This is a genomic window from Thermomonospora sp. CIF 1 (assembly GCF_001896795.1).
GTDB classification, from domain to species: domain Bacteria; phylum Actinomycetota; class Actinomycetes; order Streptosporangiales; family Streptosporangiaceae; genus Thermomonospora; species Thermomonospora curvata.
On the sequence record NZ_MOYN02000022.1, the window covers coordinates 428,621 to 450,824 of the forward strand.

General features: G+C 69.6%; 19 protein-coding genes. 14 read left to right on the forward strand and 5 right to left on the reverse strand.

The window, feature by feature from the left end:
- Positions 1-178: 178 nt before the first annotated feature.
- The 10 genes from BUE48_RS17820 to BUE48_RS17865 all read left to right on the forward strand — a co-directional run bounded on the left by BUE48_RS17820 (position 179) and on the right by BUE48_RS17865 (position 13,503).
- Positions 179-2,149, forward strand: coding sequence for an alpha-1,4-glucan--maltose-1-phosphate maltosyltransferase (locus BUE48_RS17820; protein WP_286990625.1), 1,971 nt, complete (start codon positions 179-181; stop codon positions 2,147-2,149).
- A gap of 116 nt (positions 2,150-2,265) precedes the next feature.
- Positions 2,266-4,065: a maltose alpha-D-glucosyltransferase gene (treS, locus tag BUE48_RS17825; RefSeq protein ID WP_052305695.1), complete on the forward strand. Its 1,800-nt coding sequence runs from the start codon at positions 2,266-2,268 to the stop codon at positions 4,063-4,065.
- Between the two features lie 8 nt (positions 4,066-4,073).
- Positions 4,074-5,486: a maltokinase N-terminal cap-like domain-containing protein gene (locus BUE48_RS17830; protein WP_012853904.1), complete on the forward strand. Its 1,413-nt coding sequence runs from the start codon at positions 4,074-4,076 to the stop codon at positions 5,484-5,486.
- Positions 5,487-5,997: 511 nt separating this feature from the next.
- Positions 5,998-6,714 (forward strand): glycosyltransferase family 2 protein, encoded by a 717-nt coding sequence (locus BUE48_RS17835; protein ID WP_286990588.1) that lies wholly within the window; start codon positions 5,998-6,000, stop codon positions 6,712-6,714.
- A 10-nt stretch (positions 6,715-6,724) separates the two neighbouring features.
- Positions 6,725-7,816, forward strand: coding sequence for a GNAT family N-acetyltransferase (locus BUE48_RS17840; RefSeq protein WP_012853906.1), 1,092 nt, complete (start codon positions 6,725-6,727; stop codon positions 7,814-7,816).
- Entirely contained in the window at positions 7,813-8,826 is a 1,014-nt protein-coding gene (locus BUE48_RS17845; protein ID WP_286990589.1) for a glycosyltransferase family 2 protein, read from the forward strand. The genes BUE48_RS17840 and BUE48_RS17845 overlap by 4 nt, the downstream gene beginning before the upstream one ends.
- Positions 8,823-9,617 (forward strand): polysaccharide deacetylase family protein, encoded by a 795-nt coding sequence (locus BUE48_RS17850; protein WP_286990590.1) that lies wholly within the window; start codon positions 8,823-8,825, stop codon positions 9,615-9,617. Before BUE48_RS17845 ends, BUE48_RS17850 begins: the two co-directional genes overlap by 4 nt.
- A gap of 71 nt (positions 9,618-9,688) precedes the next feature.
- Positions 9,689-10,981: a hypothetical protein gene (locus BUE48_RS17855; protein WP_052305536.1), complete on the forward strand. Its 1,293-nt coding sequence runs from the start codon at positions 9,689-9,691 to the stop codon at positions 10,979-10,981.
- Entirely contained in the window at positions 10,981-13,095 is a 2,115-nt protein-coding gene (locus BUE48_RS17860) for a hypothetical protein (protein ID WP_286990591.1), read from the forward strand. Before BUE48_RS17855 ends, BUE48_RS17860 begins: the two co-directional genes overlap by 1 nt.
- Positions 13,096-13,503: a hypothetical protein gene (locus BUE48_RS17865; protein WP_286990592.1), complete on the forward strand. Its 408-nt coding sequence runs from the start codon at positions 13,096-13,098 to the stop codon at positions 13,501-13,503.
- Positions 13,504-13,694: 191 nt separating this feature from the next.
- Here BUE48_RS17865 and BUE48_RS17870 read toward each other — a convergent pair whose 3' ends face one another.
- The 5 genes from BUE48_RS17870 to BUE48_RS17890 all read right to left on the reverse strand — a co-directional run bounded on the left by BUE48_RS17870 (position 13,695) and on the right by BUE48_RS17890 (position 17,578).
- Entirely contained in the window at positions 13,695-13,946 is a 252-nt protein-coding gene (locus BUE48_RS17870; protein WP_286990593.1) for a hypothetical protein, read from the reverse strand.
- Between the two features lie 610 nt (positions 13,947-14,556).
- The gene (locus BUE48_RS17875) at positions 14,557-15,228 is read right to left on the reverse strand and encodes a DUF7919 family protein (RefSeq protein WP_286990594.1); all 672 of its coding nucleotides are present in this window, start codon (positions 15,226-15,228) and stop codon (positions 14,557-14,559) included.
- A gap of 320 nt (positions 15,229-15,548) precedes the next feature.
- Positions 15,549-16,202 (reverse strand): hypothetical protein, encoded by a 654-nt coding sequence (locus BUE48_RS17880; RefSeq protein ID WP_286990595.1) that lies wholly within the window; start codon positions 16,200-16,202, stop codon positions 15,549-15,551.
- Positions 16,203-16,327: 125 nt separating this feature from the next.
- Complete coding sequence (locus BUE48_RS17885; protein WP_286990596.1) at positions 16,328-16,768, reverse strand: hypothetical protein; 441 nt, start codon at positions 16,766-16,768, stop codon at positions 16,328-16,330.
- 54 nt (positions 16,769-16,822) lie between these two features.
- Positions 16,823-17,578 carry a GntR family transcriptional regulator gene (locus tag BUE48_RS17890; RefSeq protein ID WP_012853916.1) on the reverse strand — a complete coding sequence of 252 codons (756 nt, stop codon included), beginning with the start codon at positions 17,576-17,578 and terminating at the stop codon, positions 16,823-16,825.
- A gap of 124 nt (positions 17,579-17,702) precedes the next feature.
- Between BUE48_RS17890 and BUE48_RS17895 the strand changes: the two genes are divergently transcribed.
- The 4 genes from BUE48_RS17895 (at position 17,703) to BUE48_RS17910 (ending at position 22,095) form a co-directional block, all read left to right on the forward strand.
- A complete protein-coding gene (locus tag BUE48_RS17895) occupies positions 17,703-17,921 on the forward strand; it encodes a hypothetical protein (RefSeq protein WP_286990597.1) in 219 nt (72 codons plus the stop codon).
- 388 nt (positions 17,922-18,309) lie between these two features.
- On the forward strand, positions 18,310-19,578 hold the full coding sequence (locus BUE48_RS17900; RefSeq protein WP_012853918.1) for a cytochrome P450: 1,269 nt from the start codon (positions 18,310-18,312) through the stop codon (positions 19,576-19,578).
- 8 nt (positions 19,579-19,586) lie between these two features.
- A complete protein-coding gene (locus BUE48_RS17905) occupies positions 19,587-20,984 on the forward strand; it encodes a GH39 family glycosyl hydrolase (RefSeq protein ID WP_286990598.1) in 1,398 nt (465 codons plus the stop codon).
- 19 nt (positions 20,985-21,003) lie between these two features.
- Positions 21,004-22,095: a GNAT family N-acetyltransferase gene (locus BUE48_RS17910; protein WP_012853920.1), complete on the forward strand. Its 1,092-nt coding sequence runs from the start codon at positions 21,004-21,006 to the stop codon at positions 22,093-22,095.
- Positions 22,096-22,204: the final 109 nt, after the last annotated feature.

Genomic DNA, 22,204 nt, shown 5'->3' on the forward strand with positions numbered 1-22,204 from the left:
ATCCGGCCTCGAGGGCGGGCATGTCATCTCTGGATGACCGATGGCCGGGCGATTGTTCCCGTTTTGGCGGCAAGGATCAGGCAAGGGGTGAGGTATGCGGGTTGACCAGGAGATCGAAAGGGATCAGAATTTGCCCAAAAACCGCCCCTCACGGAAAGCGACGGTGTCTGCCAAAACTGTGATCGGACGGATCCCGATCCTGGACGTGCAGCCGGTGGTCAACTGCGGCCGCTGGCCCGCCAAGGCGGTGGTCGGCGAGACCTTCGAGGTCAGCGCCACGGTGTTCCGCGAAGGACACGAGAAGCTGGGCGCCGGGGTGGTGCTGCGCGACCCGGCGGGCGTGATCTCCCCGCCGCTGCCCATGCGCGAGATCGCCCCGGGGCTGGACCGGCTGGCCACCGAGGTCACCCCGACCGAGCCGGGCATGTGGCATTTCCGGGTGGAGGCCTGGGGCGACCCGATCGCGCACTGGCGGCACGACGCGCAGATCAAGATCCCGCGCGGCCAGGACGTGGAGCTGATGTTCATCGAGGGCGCCCGGCTGTTCGAGCGGGCCGCCGAGCAGATGCCCGCGCACGAGCGCCCGCCCGTCTCCCGCCTGGCCCGCGACCTGGCCGACCCGACCATCCCCCGCCGCGAACGCCTGGAGGCGGCGCTCGCCCCCGACATCAGCGACCTGCTGCTGCGCTACCCGCTGCGCGAACTGGTCACCACCACCGAGTGGTTCCCGCTGGCGGTGCACCGCGAGCGGGCGCTGTACGGCTCCTGGTATGAGTTCTTCCCCCGCTCGGAAGGGGCCTCCTTCGACCCGATGGGACGCCGCGGCCCCATGTCGGGAACGTTCCGAACAGCGATGAAACGGCTGCCGGCCATCGCCGCCATGGGCTTTGACGTGGTGTACCTGCCGCCGATCCACCCCATCGGGCGGACCTTCCGCAAAGGCCCCAACAACAGCCTCACCGCCGGCCCCTACGACCCCGGCTCCCCGTGGGCGATCGGCTCGCCCGAGGGCGGGCACGACGCCGTCCACCCCGACCTGGGCACCATCGAGGACTTCGACGCGTTCGTCGCCTACGCCGGCGAGCTGGGATTGGAGGTGGCGCTGGACCTGGCGCTGCAGTGCTCCCCCGACCACCCCTGGGTCACCGAGCACCCCGAATGGTTCACCCGCCGCGCCGACGGCACCATCGCCTACGCCGAGAACCCGCCCAAGAAGTACCAGGACATCTACCCGCTGAACTTCGACAACGACCCGGAGGGCATCTACCAGGAGGTCAAGCGGATCGTCCGGTTCTGGATGTCCCACGGGGTGCGGATCTTCCGGGTGGACAACCCGCACACCAAACCGGTGCACTTTTGGGAGCGGCTGCTGGCCGACATCGCCTCCACCGACCCGGACGTGCTGTTCCTGGCCGAGGCGTTCACCCGGCCGGCCATGATGCACACCCTGGCCAAGATCGGCTTCCACCAGTCCTACACCTACTTCACCTGGAAGAACTCCCGCCAGGAGCTGGAGGAGTACTTCCGGGAGCTGGCGGGGGACGCGGCGGTCTACATGCGGCCGAACGTGTTCGTCAACACCCCCGACATCCTCAACGAGTACCTGGTGCACGGCGGGCGGCCGGCCTTTGAGATCCGCGCCATCCTGGCCGCCACGCTCTCACCCACCTGGGGCATGTACGCCGGGTACGAGCTGATCGAGAACACCCCGCTGCGTCCCGGCAGCGAGGAGTACCGGGACTCGGAGAAGTACCAGTACCGGCCCCGGGACTGGGAGGCGGCCGAACGCGAGGGCCGCACCATCACCCCGCTGATCACCAAGCTCAACGCCTTCCGGCGTGAGCACCCCGCACTGCACAGGCTGCGGAACCTGCGTTTCCACCACGTCGACCAGCCGGAGCTGATCTGCTACTCCAAGCGCCTGGAGGGCGATGTGGTGCTGGTCGTCGTCAACCTCAACCCCCACCAGGTCCGCGAGGCCACCGTCCACCTGGACATGCCCGCGCTCGGGCTGGACTGGCCGGACCGGTTCGCGGTGACCGACGAGCTGTCCGGCGAGACCTACGAGTGGGGCCAGTCCAACTATGTGCGGCTCGACCCGCACGTTCACCCTGCCCACATCCTCACGCTTCGGAGCAGCAAGAGTTGACCGAGACGCCGTCCGGCCTGATGCCGGAGGAACACAGCGGCCCCGACCTGCGAGGCCACACCCACGCCGAGCACGTGGCCGAGTCGTTCGGCGACGTGCCCTCCGACGCGGTGCAGATGACCGGGGACCCCATCCCCGACACCTTCACCCACGAAAAGCCGCGCGACCCCTACTGGTACAAGCACGCGGTCTTCTACGAGGTGCTGGTGCGCGGGTTCAGCGACTCCAACGACGACGGCACCGGAGACCTGCGCGGCCTCATCAACCGGCTGGACTATCTGCAGTGGCTGGGCATCGACTGCATCTGGCTGCTGCCGATCTACCAGTCGCCGCTGCGGGACGGCGGCTACGACATCAGCGACTACACCAAGATCCTGCCGGAGTTCGGCGATCTGGGCGACTTCGTGGAGCTGGTCGATGAGGCGCACCGGCGGGGCATCCGCGTCATCGCCGACCTGGTGATGAACCACACCAGCGACCAGCACCCCTGGTTCCAGGCGTCCCGCACGGACCCCGACGGGCCGTACGGCGACTTCTACATGTGGTCCGACACCGACGACAAGTACCCGGACGCGCGGATCATCTTCGTCGACACCGAGGTGTCCAACTGGACCTACGACCCGGTGCGCGGCCAGTACTACTGGCACCGCTTCTTCTCCCACCAGCCGGACCTCAACTACGACAACCCGGCGGTGCAAGAGGCGATGCTGGAGGTGCTGCGGTTCTGGCTGGACCTGGGCATCGACGGGTTCCGGTTGGACGCGGTGCCCTACCTGTACGCCCGCGAGGGCACCAACTGCGAGAACCTGCCGGAGACCCACGCCTATCTGAAGCGGGTGCGCGCCGAAGTGGACCGGCTGTACCCGGACCGGGTGCTGCTGGCCGAGGCCAACCAGTGGCCGGCCGACGTGGTGGAGTACTTCGGCGACCCGGCCACCGGCGGGGACGAGTGCCACATGGCCTTCCACTTCCCGGTGATGCCGCGGATCTTCATGGCGGTGCGGCGCGAGCAGCGCTACCCCATCTCCGAGATCATGGCGCAGACCCCCAAGATCCCCGAGAACTGCCAGTGGGGCATCTTCCTGCGCAACCACGATGAGCTGACGCTGGAGATGGTCACCGACGAAGAGCGGGACTACATGTACGCCGAGTACGCCAAGGACCCGCGGATGAAGGCCAACATCGGGATCCGGCGCCGGCTGGCCCCGCTGCTGGACAACGACCGCAACCAGCTGGAGCTGTTCACCGCGCTGCTGCTGTCGCTGCCGGGATCGCCGGTGCTGTACTACGGCGACGAGATCGGCATGGGCGACAACATCTGGCTGGGCGACCGCGACAGCGTGCGCACCCCGATGCAGTGGACGCCCGACCGCAACGCCGGCTTCTCCCGCTGCGACCCGGCCCGGCTCTACCTGCCGGTGATCATGGACCCGATCTACGGGTACCAGGCGGTCAACGTGGAGGCCCAGCAGCGCAACCCCGGCTCGCTGCTGAACTGGACCCGCAAGATGATCGAGATCCGCAAGCGGCACCCGGTGTTCGGGCTGGGCTCGTATGTGGAGCTGCCGGCCTCCAACCCCAGCGTGCTGGCCTTCGTGCGCGAGTACGGCGACGACCGGGTGCTGTGCGTCAACAACCTCTCGCGCTTCCCGCAGCCGGTGGAGCTGGACCTGCGCCGCTTCGAAGGCTGCACCCCGGTGGAGTGCATGGGCGGGGTGCAGTTCCCGGCGATCGGCGAGCTGCCCTACCTGCTCACCCTGCCCGGTCACGGCTTCTACTGGTTCGTGCTGCCGCCGCCGCCCGGCGGCTGGCCCGACGGCTCCGGCGCCGCCGAGCAGTCACTGCGGGAACAGTCCGACCGGGGTGCGGACTTCCCCGCGGATCCCTCGCAGGAGACCCGGCAGACGGCGAAGTGAGGTGATCTGTGCGGCCGCCCGACCGCTCGATCGAACAGGCCCTGATCGGCTGGCTTCCGCGGCAGCGCTGGTTCGCGGGAAAGGGCAGGCCGATCACCGGGGTCCGGATCGTCACCGGCACGGAACTGACCGCACCGGCCGCCGGGTCCGCCGCCGGCGGCCCCGGGCTGCGGCACACCCTCGTCGAGGTGAGTCAGGACGGCGACCGCGACATCTACCAGCTGCTGCTGGGTTTCCGCGACCACCTGCCGGACCGACTGCGCTATGCCGAGATCCTGGCATCGGACGGGACGCACGTCTATGACGCCGTGCACGACCCGGAGCTGACCGCCGTCCTGCTGCGCAACATCGCCGCGCAGGCCGAGGTGCACCCGCTGAGCTTCCACCGGGTGCCGGGCGCGACGATCGAGACCGAGCTGACCTCGCTGGTCTCCTCCGCCGAGCAGAGCAACACCTCACTGGTGTTCGGCGAGACCTATATCTACAAGATGTTCCGCCGGATCACCCCCGGCGTGAACCCGGACCTGGAGCTGAACCTGGCGCTGACGCGGGCCGGCTCCGTGCACATCCCCCGGCTGCACGGCTGGGCGGAGATGCGCCTGGGCGATGACGTCGCCACGGTCGGCATGCTGTCGGAGTTCCTGCGCACCGCCACCGACGGCTGGCAGCTGGCCACCACCAGCGTGCGCGACCTGTACGCCAGCGACCCGCTGGTGCCCGCCGAGCAGGCCGGCGGCGACTTCGCCGGCGAGGCCGAGCGGCTGGGCACCGCCACCGCGCAGGTGCACCGGGATCTGGCCGAGGCGTTCGGAGTGCGCCGGGTGCCGCCGCAGGCGCTGCGGGAGACCGCCGCCCGCATGGTCGAGCATCTGGACGCCGCCTGCGCGGACGTGCCGGAGCTGGCGGAGTACGCCGAGGCGATCAAAGCGGCCTACCGGGAGCTGGCGGAGCTGCAGCGGCCGGTCTCGGTGCAGCGGATCCACGGGGACTACCACCTGGGGCAGGTGCTGCGCACCGAGCGGGGCTGGGTGCTGCTGGACTTCGAGGGGGAGCCGGCGCGGACCCCGGCCGAGCGTCAGGCCCCCGCCCACCCGCTGCGGGATGTGGCGGGGATGCTGCGTTCCTTCGAATACGCGGCGCGGTTCCTGCTCGCCGGCCACCGGGAGCCGGTGTCCGGCCCGCGTGAGGACTCCGGGCAGGCCATGCTGCTGGAGGGCCGGGCCCGCGAGTGGGCCGACCGCAACCGCACCGCCTTCTGCCGGGGGTATGCGCTGGGCGGCGGCCCCGACCCGGACGCCCACCGGGTGCTGCTGCGCGCCTTCGAGCTGGACAAGGCGGTCTACGAGGTGCGTTATGAGGCCCGCAACCGGCCGTCGTGGCTGCACGTCCCGCTGGGGACGCTGCCGCATCTGACCCGCTGACCTCCGCGGCCGGACCGCCGACCGCAAAGGCCGGTATGGCCGCCGTCGGGCGAAATGCGGCGGAAAATGCGGCGGTAATGCGCGCAGACCACCGCCGAGCGTCGCAGCCCGCCGACCGGCATAGCCGGTTCAACCGGAAAGATCACGGGCATTCCCAGCCGACTGGGCAATGGCCGATATCAGCGACCTTGCCCGGAAATATCACCTCGATTTTTTTCAGAGTCCTCTGAACCCTCCTTTGCAGTGCCCAGCCCCCATTCGGTGGAAGTGATGCAGGTAGGCACTAGTCCTGCGTCACCTCAGGGAGTGTTCCGTGCGAATCGCCAGAACTTCAGAAATCGCCCCTCCTTCCGCTGGGACTGCGCACCGACCGGCTCCGGGGAATGCCGTGCACTCCCGAAGTCCCGCAATGGTGGAAACGGCCGACGGCCCGCATAGAGTTCCCGTATTGCACCCGCGCAGACGGCCGGAGCCGGGCGGCCGCCGGGTTCAGTGGCCCACGGTCACCGCGGTGATCCCGACCCTCAACGAGGCCGACAACCTGCGCTGGCTCATGCCGCGGCTGACCGCGGTGGACGAGGTCATCATCGTCGACGGCCAGTCCACCGACGGCACCGTCGAGGTGGCGCTGGCCATCCGCCCCGACGCCAAGATCATCGTGGAGCCGCCGGCCGGCAAGGGCGCGGCGATGCGCACCGGGATGGCCGCGGCCACCGGCGACCTGCTGATCATGCTGGACGCCGACGGCAGCATGGACCCGGCCGAGTTCGACTCCTTCCTGGCCCTGCTGTGCCGGGGCTTCGACTTCGTCAAGGGCACCCGCTACGGCTGCGGCGGCGGCTCCGACGACCTGACCGGGCTGCGCAGCCTCGGCAACCGGATGCTCACCCGCCTGGCCAACCTGCTGTACGGCCAGAACTGGTCGGACCTGTGCTACGGCTATGTGGCCCTGCGCCGCTCGGCGGTGGAGAGGCTGTGCCTGGAGTCCACCGGTTTCGAGATCGAGACCGAGATGTGCGTCAACGCCGTCCGCGCCGGGCTGAAGATCGCCGAAGTGCCCAGCCATGAGACCGAGCGCCGGCACGGGCAGTCCAACCTCAACACCTTCCGGGACGGCTGGCGGGTGCTCAAGACCATGATCCGGCTGCGTTTCAAGGGGCCGCTGCGGCAGGAGCCGCAGGTCGCCGAGCCCGAGCCGCTGCCCTCGCTGAGCGCCGCCGCGGAGTGAGGACCGGCACATGAAGATCACCGTGCTCCGTCCCGGTGAGCTCGGCGAGGCCGAGCTGACCCGATGGCGCGAACTGCAGCAGACCGATCCCGAGCTGGGCAATCCGTTCCTGGCCCCGGAGTTCACCTTGGGCGTGGCGCGGCTGCGGCCTCGGGTGCGGGTCGCGGTCGTCGAGGACGGCGACAAGGTGGTCGCCTTCTTCCCCTTCGAACGGGGCCGGGCGGGCATCGGGCACCCGGTGGGGTTCGGGCTGACCGACCTGCAGGCCCTCATCGCCCCGCCCGAGCTGTGCCTGGACGCCCGGCGGCTGCTCAAGGCCTGCGGACTGGGGGTGTGGGACTTCGACCACCTGCTGGCCCACCAGCCCACCTTCGCGCCGTACCACACCGTGCGCCGCCTGGAGCCGGTCATGGACCTGTCCGAAGGCTTCGAGGCGTTCGCCGAGCAGGTCCGCCGGGCGGCGCCCAAGACCCACCGCACCATCCGCTACAAGGAGCGCAAGCTCGGCCGCGAGGTCGGAGAGGTGCGTTACGTCTTCGACTGCCGAGAGGAGGCCGAACTGACCCGGCTGATGGCCTGGAAGTCCGACCAGTACAACCGCACCGGCCGCACCGACCGGTTCGCCCGGCCGTGGATCGTGGCGCTGCTGCGGCACTTCCACCGCACCGGCTTCGGCGTGCTCAGCGTCCTGTACGCCGGGGACCAGCCGGTGTCGGCGCACTTCGGGCTGCGCTGCGGGCAGGTGATGGCCGGATGGTTCCCCGCCTACGACCCCCGTTTCGCCAAGTACTCGCCCGGCATGATCGGCCACCTGCACCTGGCGCGCAGCTGCGCCGCGGCCGGCATCACCGAGATCGCCATGGGACGCGGCGGCAAGGAGTTCAAGGAAGGGTTCACCAGCCGGCAGATCCCCATCGCCGAAGGACGCATCGCCCGCCCGCTGTCGCGCCACTGCGGGGGCGTGGCGCTGCACTGGGCGCGCACCGCGCCGCTGAACAAGGCGCGCGACATCGTGCTGCGCGACCGGAGGATGTACCAGCGCGCAGACCGCGTGCTGAAGGCCTATGCCCGGCTTCGTTCGGCCACGGTGAGGCGCAAGTGAACATCTCGGTGGTCATCTGCGTCTACACCGAGCGGCGCTGGAACGACATCCACGCCGCGGTGGCATCGGTCCGGGCCCAGCGGCACCAGCCGCACGAGATCATCTGCGTGGTCGACCACAACCCGGTCCTGCACGCCCGGCTGAAGCGGTCGCTGCCCGATGTGACCGTGGTGGCCAACGCCCAGCAGCGCGGGCTGTCGGGCGGCAAGAACACCGGCGTGTCGGTGGCGCGCGGGGACGTGGTGGCGTTCCTGGACGACGATGCGGTGGCCGCGCCGGACTGGCTGGCGGCCTTCGCCAAGCACTACGACGACCCGGACGTGGCCGGGGTCGGCGGGCGCACCCTGGCGCTGTGGCCGGGTTCGCCGTCCGCCGCCGAGCTGCGCCGCCGGGCCGGCCGGGGCCTGCTGGAGGGCGAGCACGTCGAGGCCGGGCGGCGGCCGGGCTGGTTCCCCGCCGAGTTCGACTGGACGGTCGGCTGCACCTACCGGGGCATGCGCCCGGGCCCCATCCGCAACCTGATGGGCGGCAACGCCTCCTTCCGCAAGGAGGCGTTCGAGGTGGCCGGCGGGTTCGCCGGCGGCATCGGCCGCAGCCACCACAAAAGGCCGCTGGGCTGCGAGGAGACCGAGTTCTGCATCAGGCTGCGGCAGCGCCGGCCGGACTGGGAGCTGGTGTATGAGGACGCGGCGGTGATCTGGCACCGGGTCCCGCCGGAGCGGGCGCGTTTTTCCTATTTCCGGCAGCGCTGCTATGCCGAGGGGCTGTCGAAGGCGCTGGTCACCCGCAGCGTCGGCACCCGGGACGGGCTGGCCAGCGAACGCGCCCACGCGCTGCGGACCCTGCCGCGCGGGGCCGCCGCCGGGCTGGGCGCGGCGCTGCGCGGCGATGCGGCCGGGCTCGGCCGGGCCGGCGCCATCGCGGTCGGGCTGGTCTGGACCGCCTGGGGGTATGCGGTCGGGACGGCCGGTGCGCTCCGCCCGCGGCGTGCGAGGGAGGCGGGCCGGTGAACCGTCCCCCGGTGCCGGTGCTGATGTACCACTCGGTCAGCGCGCGCCCGGCGCGGGCCACCCGGCGGCTGTCGGTGGACCCGGGCGCGTTCGCCGAGCAGATGGCGCTGCTGGTCGAGCGCGGTTTTGTCGCCGTGCCCGTCTCGGCGCTGGCCGGCGATCCGGCCCGCCTGCCCGCCAAAGCGGTGGCGATCACCTTTGACGACGGGTACGCCGACTTCCACGAGCAGGCGCTGCCGGTGCTGCAGCGCCTGGGGCTGACCGCGACCGTCTTCGTCACCACCGGCTGGCTGGCCGACGCCGGCGCGGAGGCGGCCGGCCGGCCGCTGGACCGGACGCTGTCGTGGTCGCAGGTCCGGGAGGCGGCCGAGTGCGGGATCGAGATCGGCGGGCACAGCCACAGCCACCCCCAGCTCGACCAGCTCCCGGACGCGGCGTTGGCCCACGAGCTGACCTGCAGCAAGGCTCTGCTGGAGGACCGGCTGGGCCGCCCGGTCACCACGATGGCCTACCCCTACGGCTACTCCAGCGCCCGGGTGCGGCGCGCGGTGGCCCGGGCCGGTTACGCCTCCGCCTGCGCGGTCGCCAACCGGCTGCCCCGCAGGGAGGACGTGTTCGCCACACCCCGGCTCACCGTGAGCCGCGGCATGGGCATCGACGCCTTCGCCAAGGTGGTCGAAGGCGGCGCCCTGCTGCGCACATACGCCTTCGACCGCATGCTGACCAAGGGTTATGCGGTCGTCCGCAGGCTGCGGTACGCGGCCCGGCAAGTGGGGGCGGCACGGGCATGACGCGCACCAGGACACGGCTCGAGCCGCCCGCCGCAGCGCCGGGGAGGATCGGGCGCAACCCGGTCCGGACGGTGATCAGCGGGCTCCGCGGCGACATGGCCAACCCGCTGTTCCGCAACGCCTATGCGCTGGTGGCCAACGGGGCGTTCACCGGGCTGTTAGGCCTGGTCTACTGGGCGCTGGCGGCGCTGCTGTACGACCACGATCCCGGGGTGGTGGGCCGCAACTGGGCGGTCATCCAGGCGATCATGTTCGTCGGCGGCGCGACCATGCTCAACTTCCTGCTGATCAGGTTCGTCCCGCAAAGCGCCCACCACACCGGAAAGCTGGTGCTCGGCTGCTACGGGGCCGGGGCGGCGGCGGCGCTGGCGCTGGCGCTGGGCTTTTTGCTGGTGGTGCCGCCGCGGGCGCCGGTGTACGCGCACCTGGACGGCTGGCTGCCGGGGGCGTGGTTCCTGCTGCTGGCGGTGTCGTGGAACCTGTTCAACCAGCAGGAGGCGGTGTTCACCGGGCTGCGGCACGCCACCTGGGTCCCGGTGATCAACTTAGTGTTCGGGGTGGCCAAGCTGGCGTTGCTGGCGGTGCTGGCGCTGACGCTGCACCCCGGCGACGGCATCGTGCTGTCGTGGTTCGTGCCGGTGCTGGTGGCGCTGGTGCCGGTCAACGCCGTCATCTTCGGCCGGCTGATCCCCCGGCACGTCCAGCAGACCCGCGCCCGCGCCGTCCCGCCCACCCGGGCGGAGATCCTGCGCTACTTCGGCGGCGGCTACCTCGGCGGCATCTTCCAGTACGCCTCCATCAGCCTGATCCCGGTGGTGGTGACCGCCCACCTGCACAACGCGGAGGTCAACGCCTACTTTCAGATGGCTTGGGCGCTGGGGATGATGCTGGAGTTGCTGGCGCTGACGCTGTCACTGTCGCTGACCGTGGAGGGCTCTTTCGACGCGTCGGTGCTGGCCGCCTCCACCCGGGCGGCGCTGCGGCGCACGTTCATGCTGATGACGCCCACGGTGGCGGTGGTGGTGGCGCTGTGCCCGGTGGCGCTGGAGCTGTTCGGGCACGGGTACGCCGCGCAGGGCGCGCCGCTGCTGCAGCTGCTGGCGCTGGCCGTGCTGCCCAAAGCGGTGATCGAACTCTATGTGGGCGTGCTGCGGGTGCGCTCGCGGACTCAGGCGATCGCGGCACTGCAGGGCGCCCGTTTCCTCGGGGTGCTGGCGCTGGTGCCGCTGCTGTTCGACGGAACTCATCTGGCGACGATCGGGATGGTCGTGCTCGGTATCAACGTGGTGATCGCAGCCGCGGTCCTGCCGTCGCTGCGGCGGGCCTGCTCGGCCACGGCGCCCGCGGCGGGGGGCGGTGCGTGATGGTGCTCTTGCACACCGGGAAGACGGCCGACGACACCCAGGTGCTGTCGGCCGCCGCGCCGCCGAAGCGGCGGCCGCCCTCCGGGAACCGGGCCGTCCTCGCCTTGACCGCCTGCTTCGTGGCCGGCCTGGCCCTGTACTGGGTGCCGCTGCGCTGGGTGCGCCTGGATGCCATGAACGGCTACGGGCTGATCTCGGTGCTGCCGGTGGCCACCCTGATCGGCGCGGCCGTCTTGGTGCTGACCTTCTTCGGGACGCTGGCGCTGAACAGGCAGCGGCCGCTGCTGCTGGGCGTCCAGCTGGTGGCGCTGGTGGTGGCGCTGCACGGGCTGGCCCCGGCGCTGGAGGAGCTGGCCCGTCCGCCCACGGCCTGGCAGCACCTGGGCTTCGTGGAGTACATCACCCGCACCGGCGAACCCCACGTCACGCTGGACGCCCGCTACAGCTGGCCGGCCTTCTTCGCCCTGATCGGGTTCATCACCCGGGCCGCCGGGATCGAGAACATCGAGCCGCTCATGCACTGGGCGCCGGTGGGGCTGGAACTGCTCTACCTGGCCGGCTACTACCTGATCCTGCGGGCGATGTGGGCCAACTGGCGGGCCAAGTGGACGGCCGCCTGGCTGCTGGTGACCACCAACTGGGTGGGCCAGGACTACTTCGCCCCGCAGGGTTTCGCGTACGCGCTGTACCTGCTGCTGCTGGGGCTGCTGCTCAACTGGTTCCTGCCCGACCCGCGGCGCAGGCCCGGCGGTTTCCGCCGGGGCCGGCTGCCGCGGTGGCCGGTGCGTCCGCTGACGCCGGGCGAGCGGCCGGTGGGACGGCCCGGCGCGGGTGAGCGCACGGCGGTGTTCGCCATCGCGCTGGGCCTGGTGCTGGTCACGGTGGCGGCCCACCAGCTCACCCCGTTCCTGATGCTGTTCGCCGTGACCGCGCTGGTGCTGGCGGGGCGCTGCACGCTGCGCGGGCTGCCGATCCTCATCGGCGTCATAGCCGCCGCCTGGGTCAGTTACATGACCAGGGCGTACTGGGAGGGGCAAAAGGACAGCCTGTTCTCCGGCATCGGCAACCTGCTCGCCACGCTGCGCGAAAGCGTCAGCGGGCGGATCGCCGAAAGCGGCACCGAGCTGGCGAAAGTCCAGCAGACCCGCATCCTGATCGCCGTGGCGGTGGTCCTGCTGGCCCTGGCGGGCCTGTACCGCAGGCGGCGCTGGCGGTTCGACGACCGGGTGGCGATGGCGCTGCTGGCGACGCCGTTCCTGGCCATCGCGCTGCAGAACTACGGCGGCGAGATCACCTTGCGGGTGTACTTCTTCATCCTGCCGGGCGCCTGCCTGCTGATTGCCTACCTGTTCTTCCCGACCGCCTTCACCGTCGCCCGCCCGATCCGGGCGGTGAGCGCGGCGGCGGTGTGCGGGCTGCTGATCGCCGCGTCGTTCCTGTTCGTCCGGTTCGGCAACGAGAATTTCGAACGGATCCGTCCCGGCGAGGTGCAGGCCTTCCACGCGATGCTGCGCCATGCCCCGTCCGGCCGCATCAACGTGGTCTGGCAGACCGGGCGCAAGGGGCCGATGGGCGCCTTCCCGCAGGCGCCCTGGGGGCTGACCGCCCAGGAGCGCTGGGACTACACCGAACTGCAGGCCCCGCCCAAGCCCGAGGACATCAGCGCGATCGTGGCCGCCCTCAAAAAGCAGCCGGGCAGTTTCTTCCTCACCACGCGCAGCAACGAGGCCTACAACCGCTACTCCTTCGGCCAGTCCCCCGACTACGGGGCGCGCCTGGTCAAGGCGCTGGCCTCCTCACCGGAGCTGAAGCCGATCCTGCGGCACCGGGACGCCGACGTGTTCGCCCTGCGCACCCCGCCGGCCGGCTCACCGCCGCCGGTGCCCAAACCGGTCCCGTTCGATATCGGCACGACGACCTGGACGCGGGTGGGCCTGCTGTCCACCCTCCTGCTGGTGCTGCTGCTGTCCGTCCGCGAGATCGCCCGGATACACGGCCGCCTGCCCAAGTACGGCCAAAACCCGGTGCTGCGGGGTTTCGGCTATGCGACCTGGCCGCTGCTCGCCTTGAGCATCTTCGTCATCTTCGAGCGCTTCCACACCCTGGGGTCGTAGATGCCCGTCGTCCGCATCGCCCTGACCGCCCTGACGATCGCCGGCCTGACCGGCGCCGCCCTCACCACCGTGGGCGTCTCCGCGCCCTACGCCGGCTGGCTGACGCTGCTGTTCCTGCTCACCGCCCCGGCGCTGGCGGCCTGGCCGCTGCTGCCCAGCCTGGCCGCGCCGACCCGGGCGATCGTCTCCCTGTCGATGACGTTCATCGTCAACACCACCGTCGCCCAGCTCATGCTGTCCCTGGGCCTGTGGTCACCCCGCCGCGGCGTCACCGCGGTCCTGATCATCTGCCTGCTGGTGGCCTCGATCGGCCTCCTCTTCGCCCGCCGCACCGCCCGCAGGGCCGCTCCCGCCCGCAGTGCCGCTCCCGCCCGCTCAGACAGGGAGGACTGGCTATTTGAACGCTGACCGCAGATCCCTCTGAGGAACGAACGCTCTCGCGCGGCTCGCAGGAACAGGGCAATGGACGATGCTCGGCAGTCCTTCAGCACAAGGCCTCTACCGCATCGGCGTCATCGTCCAAGCCTCTCCGCTCCTCAATAGCATTCGGCTGCGGCTCTCCTTGAGAAAACCTCATGGAACCACGCCGTTTCCGCAGGTCAGAGCGGGCATGTCGCAGTCAAGGGCGACGCTGTGACCTGCAATGGCACGAAACCGGTCCGCAGCAGGCCCTGTCTCCCCATGCCTGAGACCACATGCGCCTTGGCGACGGCATTGCCCTTGCCGCTGGAAGTGCCGCCCTTCCCACTGTCGCCGTCGGCGCCCTTGAGCTTGGAAGCGAGGCGCGGTGCCGCCCGCTGAATCAAGGGTGCGGCCATTCTGCCGGCCAGGCCCATGAGGCCGTGGGTCACGAGGCCTTCTATAGCGCCCACGGCACCCTCTCTGAGGAACCCGGCGCCCGTCCATTGGTCACGCGGAGAGGACATGCCTTGGTGAACGGTGCCGAAGACCCAGCCCGCCCCGCCGGCGCAGACGTTCACTGGCCTGTCCGGCGCCGCCCTCACCTCCGCAGGCGTCACCGCACCCTACGTCGCCTGGCTGACCCTGCTGTTCCTGCTCACCGGCCCGGCCTCGGCCACCTGGCCGCCGCTGCCCAGCCTGGCCCCACCCACCCGAGCGATCGTCTGCAGCGCAACGACGTCCATCGTCAACACCGCCGTCGCCCAGCTCATGTTCTCCCTGGACCGCTGGTCCCCCCGCCACGGCGTCACCGCGGTCTTACCGACCTCCCTGACACTGGCCCTGATCAGCCTGCTGTTCGCCTACCGCACCACCCGCCGCACTACCTCCATCCGCACAGAGGAGCACTCCGAACGACCCCGGAGGAGGACTGGCTGTTCGAGCACTGACCCTTCCCGCATCTTCACCACCGCCGTCTCGGATCACCGCCGGCGCACCGATGACACCGCGCTCCAGCTCACAGCGGTGCCACCGCCCGCCAACCCTGGCTTTCAACACCGGTCAGCAGTCGCCGAACCATTCCGGGACGGTCACCCCTTGAGAGGTCAGCTCGATCCCGTATTCGATGGTCTCAGGGAAGGATGAGACGTCGATCCCCTTCGCAAAATCACAGGACAGCAGCACGCCCAGCGACCGGCCGATTTCGACTCCGCCGACGTCCACCAGCTCCTCATCCTGGGCCGCCCGCCACAGCACGTCCAGTGTCCGCGGCTCCCGCCAGTTCGCGAGATCAACGATGACCCCACACCGACGCTCCAGGTCCTCCGTCTCATCCAGCAGCACCTCAGACAACCGCTCCGCACGCCAGTCCCACTCCAGCGGACCGGCCTTCCGCAGGCGTTCCAGAAAATCCTCAGGCGGCCGATACCCGTGCTCTTCAACGTAATGAAGAATCATCATCGGAGCGGAATAGGTGCTCCCGTCTTGGAAGTAATAGTGATACTCACCGTTCCCTTCGAACCCCTCCTCCCCGTCGCAAAACTCACAGTCGTGCCAGCCGAGCGTGAGGGTGGAAGGAATCCAGGACGCGGACTTGAGCCGGCTCAGGTCCGCGCTCCCCAACGAAGCCATGCCGGCTCCCGGTATCCCATGCTCACGCCCCAACCAGCCGATGGATCGCATGGGAATCAGAAATTCCCGGTACACATAGAGAGAAAGATCAGTGCATTCCATGCAGTCCCTGAGATCGACACACGAAAACACACCGCAGTGCCCCACGACACTACGCACAATAGCGAGATTCTCTCAGCACAATGAAGCAGGAGAGTGCATCACACCGCCCTTCACCAGGGCGTAGACACGCCCAGCCGCCGCTGCGGACGCTCCTCGTCCGCAGCGGCGGCGGTGCGGACTTTCACAGATCGCCGCTATCCCACCCTTCCCCGCCTGCACCGGCGCTTGTCCACCGACCTTCGGGTTGATTCACCCCTCGGCGACGCCAGTCGCCAAAAACCTCCCTGGGACTGGCCTGCCTCATCCGCCCCGGTCATGGGTCAAGGTTGGGGAATCGCAATGGGCAAGTCACGGAAATACTCACCGTAGGATCGAATGAATCCCCATGACTGGGTTGACATAGGCGGCACCTGATCCCGCGCCTCGGCGGCATATTCCTCAAAAGCCGCCGCAGCATCGTCATAAAGCCCGTGCAAGGCACAGGCTATGGCCAGCTTCCCGGACATCTCCTGCCCTCTCGGGATCCGCTTCAAGTAACGGATGATGTCCTCCAGCGTGCCCAGGGACTGCAGGAAGGGAAGGCCGTAAAGTTCAAAATCCTCCACCACCCTCCCGATCACCTGCTCGACATCGTCTCGAGAGCGAATCACCCACCTGTCGTCCAGCGTCCGCCCTTCTCGCCACCACAGGTCCAGCAGGCCGCGCCCCACCGTACCGACCAAAGGGCCAGGCGTTGGCGGCAGCCCCAAAAATCTCTCCTCCAGCCTGCTGGTCTCACAGTGCGTGACCCCCACGACCGGGAGCAGAAACAGCGGACCGGACTCGGAATCATCGGGGGCGTTCATGGAGAAATAGAACTCAATCTCCGCGCTCTTCTGCTTGAAATACATGCCAAACCGATGCTCTACCTCGGACCAGCCGAGCTCCTGCATGCGCGAAGACAGACAGTCCTTCGCAAGAACCGCTAGTTGCATAGTGGACACTCCCACATCTGAATCACCACACCCATCCTCACATAGGCTCCTTTCTTGAACCCTAGACTATCCAGTCTATTCGTGCCCAACTCGACACCAGTTTGCCGCAATTCAAGATACCCAGTTCACTGAGCACCACTAATCTCTGAACCAGGCCCCGTCTTGGCGTCAAATGCAAACCATTTCCCGTTAGAACCTTTGGCCACAAAGTCCACACGGAGGATCCCCTCCGACCCGTTCACAAATTGAACTTCTTTACAAAGATCTGTATATCCCGATTTCTTCAGCCACTCATAGGTTTCCGCCTCCCCTAGTCTGCCATGGGAAATCCCTGTTGCAGGACATTTATCATTGCGCACCAGAACCGGCACCGAACCCGCCGACGCCCAGTACGTTGCGGGGCCATCGATGGTGAGGTTGTGGACCCGCTGGCAGGCGGTCCAGGTCTTGATCGCGGTGACCTGGACGTGGGTGCCGGCGCCAGTGCGCAGCCACATTCCGGGCTTGAGCTCGGCGGCCAGAGTCCACTGCCCGGTGACGGGAGTTCTGAACTGCGGAAATGACATGCCGGAAAGGGTCCGGCGCACAGTGGTCCCCGACGGCGGGACGGGACGAGGCCGTCACAGGTCGATGGCGTAGTCGAGGATGACGCGGTCGGCGGGGATGACGATGTCGCGGCAGACCTCGCAGGGGCGGCCGCCGGACAGCATGCGGCGGGTGACGGCGAGGACGGGGACGCCGGCGGCCATGCGCAGCGTCTCCACCTCCTCGGGGGTGGGCATGCGGGCCCGCACGGACTCCTCCACGCGGGTGACGGGGCGGCCCAGGTAGGCCAGCTGGGCGGGGGTGCCGCCGGGCCAGGGCTCGCGGGCGGGGTCGGCGACCGGGGTGCCCCTGACCAGTGACCAGGGCAGGTAGCTGACCGACAGCTGCTGGGGCTCGTCGCGGGCGTAGAACACGAAGCGGCGGCGCAGCAGCCAGGTGCCGGCGGCGACCTCCAGCAGCGAGGCCAGGTGGGGGTCGGCGCGCACCCGGGCGAAGGCCCTGTCGAGGCGGTAGGCGTCCCAGCCGATGCGCTGATCGCGGGTGAAGGAGGTGGCCGGAGCGGTCGCCGCGGGATCGTTGCGGTAGCGGGACATGGCGATGCGGCGGGCGGCCGGGCGGGCCCGCACCACCGTGCCGCCGCCGCGGCGGGTCTCCACCAGTCCCTCGCCGCGCAGCAGGGCGATGGCCTGGCGGGCCACGATCTCCGAGACGCCGTGCATGCGGCACAGCCGGGCCAGCGTGGGCAGCCGCGAACCGGGCGGGTAGTCGCCCCGGGTGATCTGCTCGCGCAGCTCCGCGGCGATCCGGAGGTATGCCGGGCGTTCCTGCACCGGGCTCCACCTCCGATCCGGCGCTATCCGACGGGGCACGGTCCTCTTACGGACGTCTTGACGACTGTATGCCCGCCCCTCACATTTGTATACAGAAATGCTTCTCCATGAAAGGAAACCCTGAATGGGGGACTTCGACACCCTCAAGGCTGCGATTGAGGAGGAGTTCCCCGGATGGAAGGTGTGGCGCAGCGACGCCGGCCGCTGGTATGCGACCCGCAGCGGTGACCTCACCGACGCCCAGCTCCAGGCCGGCTGCGCGACGACGGTGGCGGCCGACGACTCGGCCGGGCTGCGGGCGCTGCTGGCCGAGCAGACCCGGCAGGGGCGGGAGGAGAGCTGACCGCCCGCCCCCTGCGGCCGCGGCGGCGGGGCCGCGCGGCCGGCGGCGGAGCCCGTCCGGCCCGGTCCGCGCGCGGGGGCGGACCGGGCCGCAGGCACCGGCCATGACATAACGGACCGAACCCACGACGTTCCGGCGTTTCCCTCTTTTTCAGGAAGCCGCTTCTCACCCCTTTCCCGGAACCGTCCCGCGCGGTCCCAATACACCGTCCGGCAAGGTATTTCCAACGCCGCGGTCACGGCATTCAAAACAGACCGAACCTCGTTTCCATGGGTGGGTTCCAACTGGTATAGCCGGACGTGGATGACTCGTGAGCGGGAAGAACGCAGGTTAGCGTGGCCGGCAGGCCCAGATTGCATCCCGTAACCTGCGACCGACTGGAGAAGACGTGGTCCAGAACCCCGCCATCGCCGATATCGACCTGGTGAGCATGGATTTCTGGGACCGCCCAGAAAAAGAACGACTGGCCGATTTCGCCCGGCTCCGGGAAGTGGGAGCCCCGGTGTTCTTCCCCGAACCCCGCATCCCGTTCGTCCGCCGCGGTCAGGGCTTCTACGCGCTGGTCCGGCACGCCGACGTGGTGGCCGCCAGCCGGGACGCCAAGACCTTCAGCAGCGAACCGGCCGCCACCTCGCCCGAGCCGCCGGCCTGGCTGTCGATGCTGCTGGGCACCCCGATGGTCAACATGGACGACCCGCGGCACGCCCGGCTGCGCCGGATCGTCTCCCGGGCCTTCAGCCCGAAGATGCTCAGCAAGATCGAATCCGACATCCAGGCCACCGCCACCCGCATCGTCGACGACGTGATCGCCGAGGGGCCGCGCGACTTCGTCGAGCAGGTGGCCGCGCGGCTGCCCATCAACGTCATCTGCTCGATGATGGGCATCCCCGAGCGCATCCGCCCCTATGTGCTCAAGCGGATCGACGTCATGACCGAATACTCGGGGGTGCGCGGTGCGCTGACCAGCCGCCGGGCGCTGCGGCTGCTGGGCGGCAACCTGCGGGCGATCATGGACCTGCACCGGCTGCTGGCCCGCCTGGCCCGGGAGCGGCGCGAGCGGCCCACCGACGACCTGGTGTCGGCGCTGGTGAACGCCAACGTCGACGGGGAGCGCCTGACCACCCGGGAGCTGGGGTCCTTCTTCGACCTGCTGCTGGTGGCCGGCAACGAGACCACCCGCAACGCCCTGGCGCACGGGCTGCGGCTGCTGACGGAGAACCCCGCCCAGCGGGAGCTGCTGCTGGAGGACTTCGAGGGCCGCATCGGCGGGGCGATCGAGGAGATCGTCCGCTACTCCTCACCGATCATCCAGTTCCGCCGCACGGTGACCCGGGACTGCGAGCTGAACGGCCACCCGCTGCGGGCCGGCGACAAGGTGGTGCTGTTCTACCTGGCGGCCAACCACGACCCGGAGGTCTTCCCCGACCCCGAGTCCTTCGACATCACCCGCAAGCCGAACCCGCACGTGGGGTTCGGCGGGCCGGGGCCCCACCTGTGCCTGGGCGCCAACCTGGCCCGGATGGAGCTGCGGATCATGTTCCGGGAGCTGTTCTCCCGGCTGCCCGAGCTGCGCACCGTCGGTGAGCCCGTGCCGCTGCTGTCCAGTTTCGACAACGGCGTCAAGAGCCAGCCCTTCACCTTCTCGCGCCCGAGCTGAGGACCCTCATGGAACTCACCGAGCAGGACACCCACGCCCAGTCCCCGCCGCCCGGGCCGCCGCGGCGCCGCAGATGGCCGACCGCGGTCGCGGTCATCGCACCGGTCGTGCTCATCGCCGCCGCGGCGTTCTTCGTGCTGCGCGACGACGCGCGCCACGACGATAGCTCGGCGCCCACCCAGGCCGGGCAGCTCGGCAGAATCGGCGTCCCCTATGACTCGTCCTGGCCGGTGTGGGGCTTCACCCATACCCAAAGCAGCGCCGACGTCGGCCCGGCCAGCGAGGTGGCGGCCGCGGCGCTGGACGACCAGCCGCTGATCCAGAACCAGCACATCATGGGCTGGGGGGCCGACAATCCCGAGCCCAGCCCGGGCCAGTACAACTTCGCCGCCCTGGACCGCCGGATGAACTACATCCGCAAGACCGGCGGCATCCCGGTGATCACGCTGTGCTGCGCGCCGGACTGGATGAAGGGCGGCCGGGAGGGTGACACCGACTGGAGCAAGCTGGAGTTCGCCCCGGAACCGGAGTACTACGACGACTTCGCCCGTCTGGCCGCCACCGTGGCGCGCCGCTACCCGTACGTGCGGCATTTCATGGTCTGGAACGAGCTCAAGGGCTTTTTCGACGAAAGGCTCGGGCGCTGGGACCACGAGGGCTACACCCGGCTGTACAACCAGGTCTACGACGCCATCAAGGCGGTCGATCCCGACATCAAGGTCGGCGGTCCCTACGTCCCCATGTACAGCCACGCGCACGACCGGGGGTCCCATGTGCGCGGCCCCTGGGGCAGCGTGGACCGGATCGCGCTGGAGGCGGTGGAGTACTGGCTGGCCCACAAGCGCGGCGCGGACTTCCTCGTCATCGACGGCCCGACCGCCAGCGACGACAAGGACGTCCACCCCGACGAGGTCACCGCGCTGGACAAGTTCGTGGCGATCAACCAGTGGCTGCGGTCCAAGACCGACCTGCCGATCTGGTGGAGCGAGTACTACATCGAGCCCAGCACCGACCCCTGGAGCGAGGACAAGCGGGTCGCCATGCACGTGGCCACGCTGATCGACCAGGCCAAGACGGGCGCGGCCACGGTGCTGTACTGGAACCGCATCCCGGTCCGGGAGGGCGACCGCGAGTGCAAGGGCTGCCTGTGGATCACCACGTCGGTGCCGGACGGCGGCACCCCGGGCCGGATGCTGGGCGTGCTGCAGTCGTTCGCGCGGTGGTTCCCGGCCGGGACGCCCATGGTGGACGTCCCGTCCTCCTCCGGCAAGGTCCGGGTGCTGGCCCAGCCGCGCAAGATCGTGGCGGTCAACCTCTCCACCGAGCGGGTCGAGGCCCGCATCGACGGCAAGAAGTTCACCTTCGCTCCGTATCAGGTCCGCTGGCTGGACCGTGACTCCCGCTGAGGGCAGTTAGGCGATATCCATGCGTATAACCGTCATCCGTCCCCGCGAGCTGGGAAGCGCCGAGCTGGCGGCCTGGCGTGCGATGCAGGCGGCCGGCCCGCGGCTGGCCAACCCGTTCATGTCCCCCGAGTACGCCCAGGCGGTGGACCGGGTGCTGAAGGGACGAGCCCGGGTCGCGGTCTTAGAGGACGGCCCCGACCTGGTGGGCTTCTTCCCCTTCGAGCTGAACGGCCCGGGGGTCGGCTCCGCCATCGGCGGCTGGCTGTCGCTGTGCCAGGGGCTGATCCACGTTCCCGGCCTGATGCGGCTGGACGCCCGGGAGCTGCTGCGCGGCTGCGGGCTGGGGGTGTGGGAGTACGGGACGCTGGCGGCCGGGCAGCCGTGGTTCGAGCCCTACACCACCAAGACCCTCGGCTCGGTGATCATGGATCTGAGCGGCGGGTTCGAGGGCTACCTCAAAGGGCTGCGGGAGAGGGGCTCGAAGGTCGTCAAGCAGACCCGCTACAAGGAGCGCCGGATGGGGCGCGAGGTCGGCGAGGTGCGCTTTGAGTTCGACGTGCGCGACGCCGGCGCGCTGCGCCTGGTGCGGCAGTGGAAGTCCGCCCAATACCGGGCGATGGGCCGCGTCGACCGTTTCTCCCGCCGCTGGGTGGTGGAGCTGGTCGAGCTGCTGCACGGGATGCACGGGGAGGACTTCGCCGGGTCGCTGTCCATGCTGTACGCCGGCGACCGCCCGGTGGCCGGGCACTTCGGGCTGCGCAGCAGGCACACGCTGATCACCTGGTTCCCGGTCTACGACCCGGCCTATGCCAAGTACTCCCCCGGCCTGGCGCTGCACCTGCACATGGCCGAGGAGGCGGCCAAGCTGGGCATCCGGGAGATGGATCTGGGGCCGGGCGTCGGCTGGCGCTACAAGGAGGAGCTGAAAAGCCACGAGACCCCGGTCGGCGAAGGGGTGGTGCGCCGCCCCTGCCTGAGCGCCGCCGCCCACTGGGTCCGGCGCGCGCCGCTGGCCCGGGCGCGCCGGATGATCCTGGACAACGAGCGCCTGTACGGCATGGCCGACCGCGCCATGCGCCGGTACGGGGCGTGGCGCACCCGGTCCCGGTGACCGCCGGACGGGCCGGGCGAAAAAGGGCCGGCGACCAGCGTTCCCGGCCGGCTCTCCGGGGAGGTTTCCCAGATCATTGAGCCTTTTTCAACCCGCCGTTTCCGCCGCC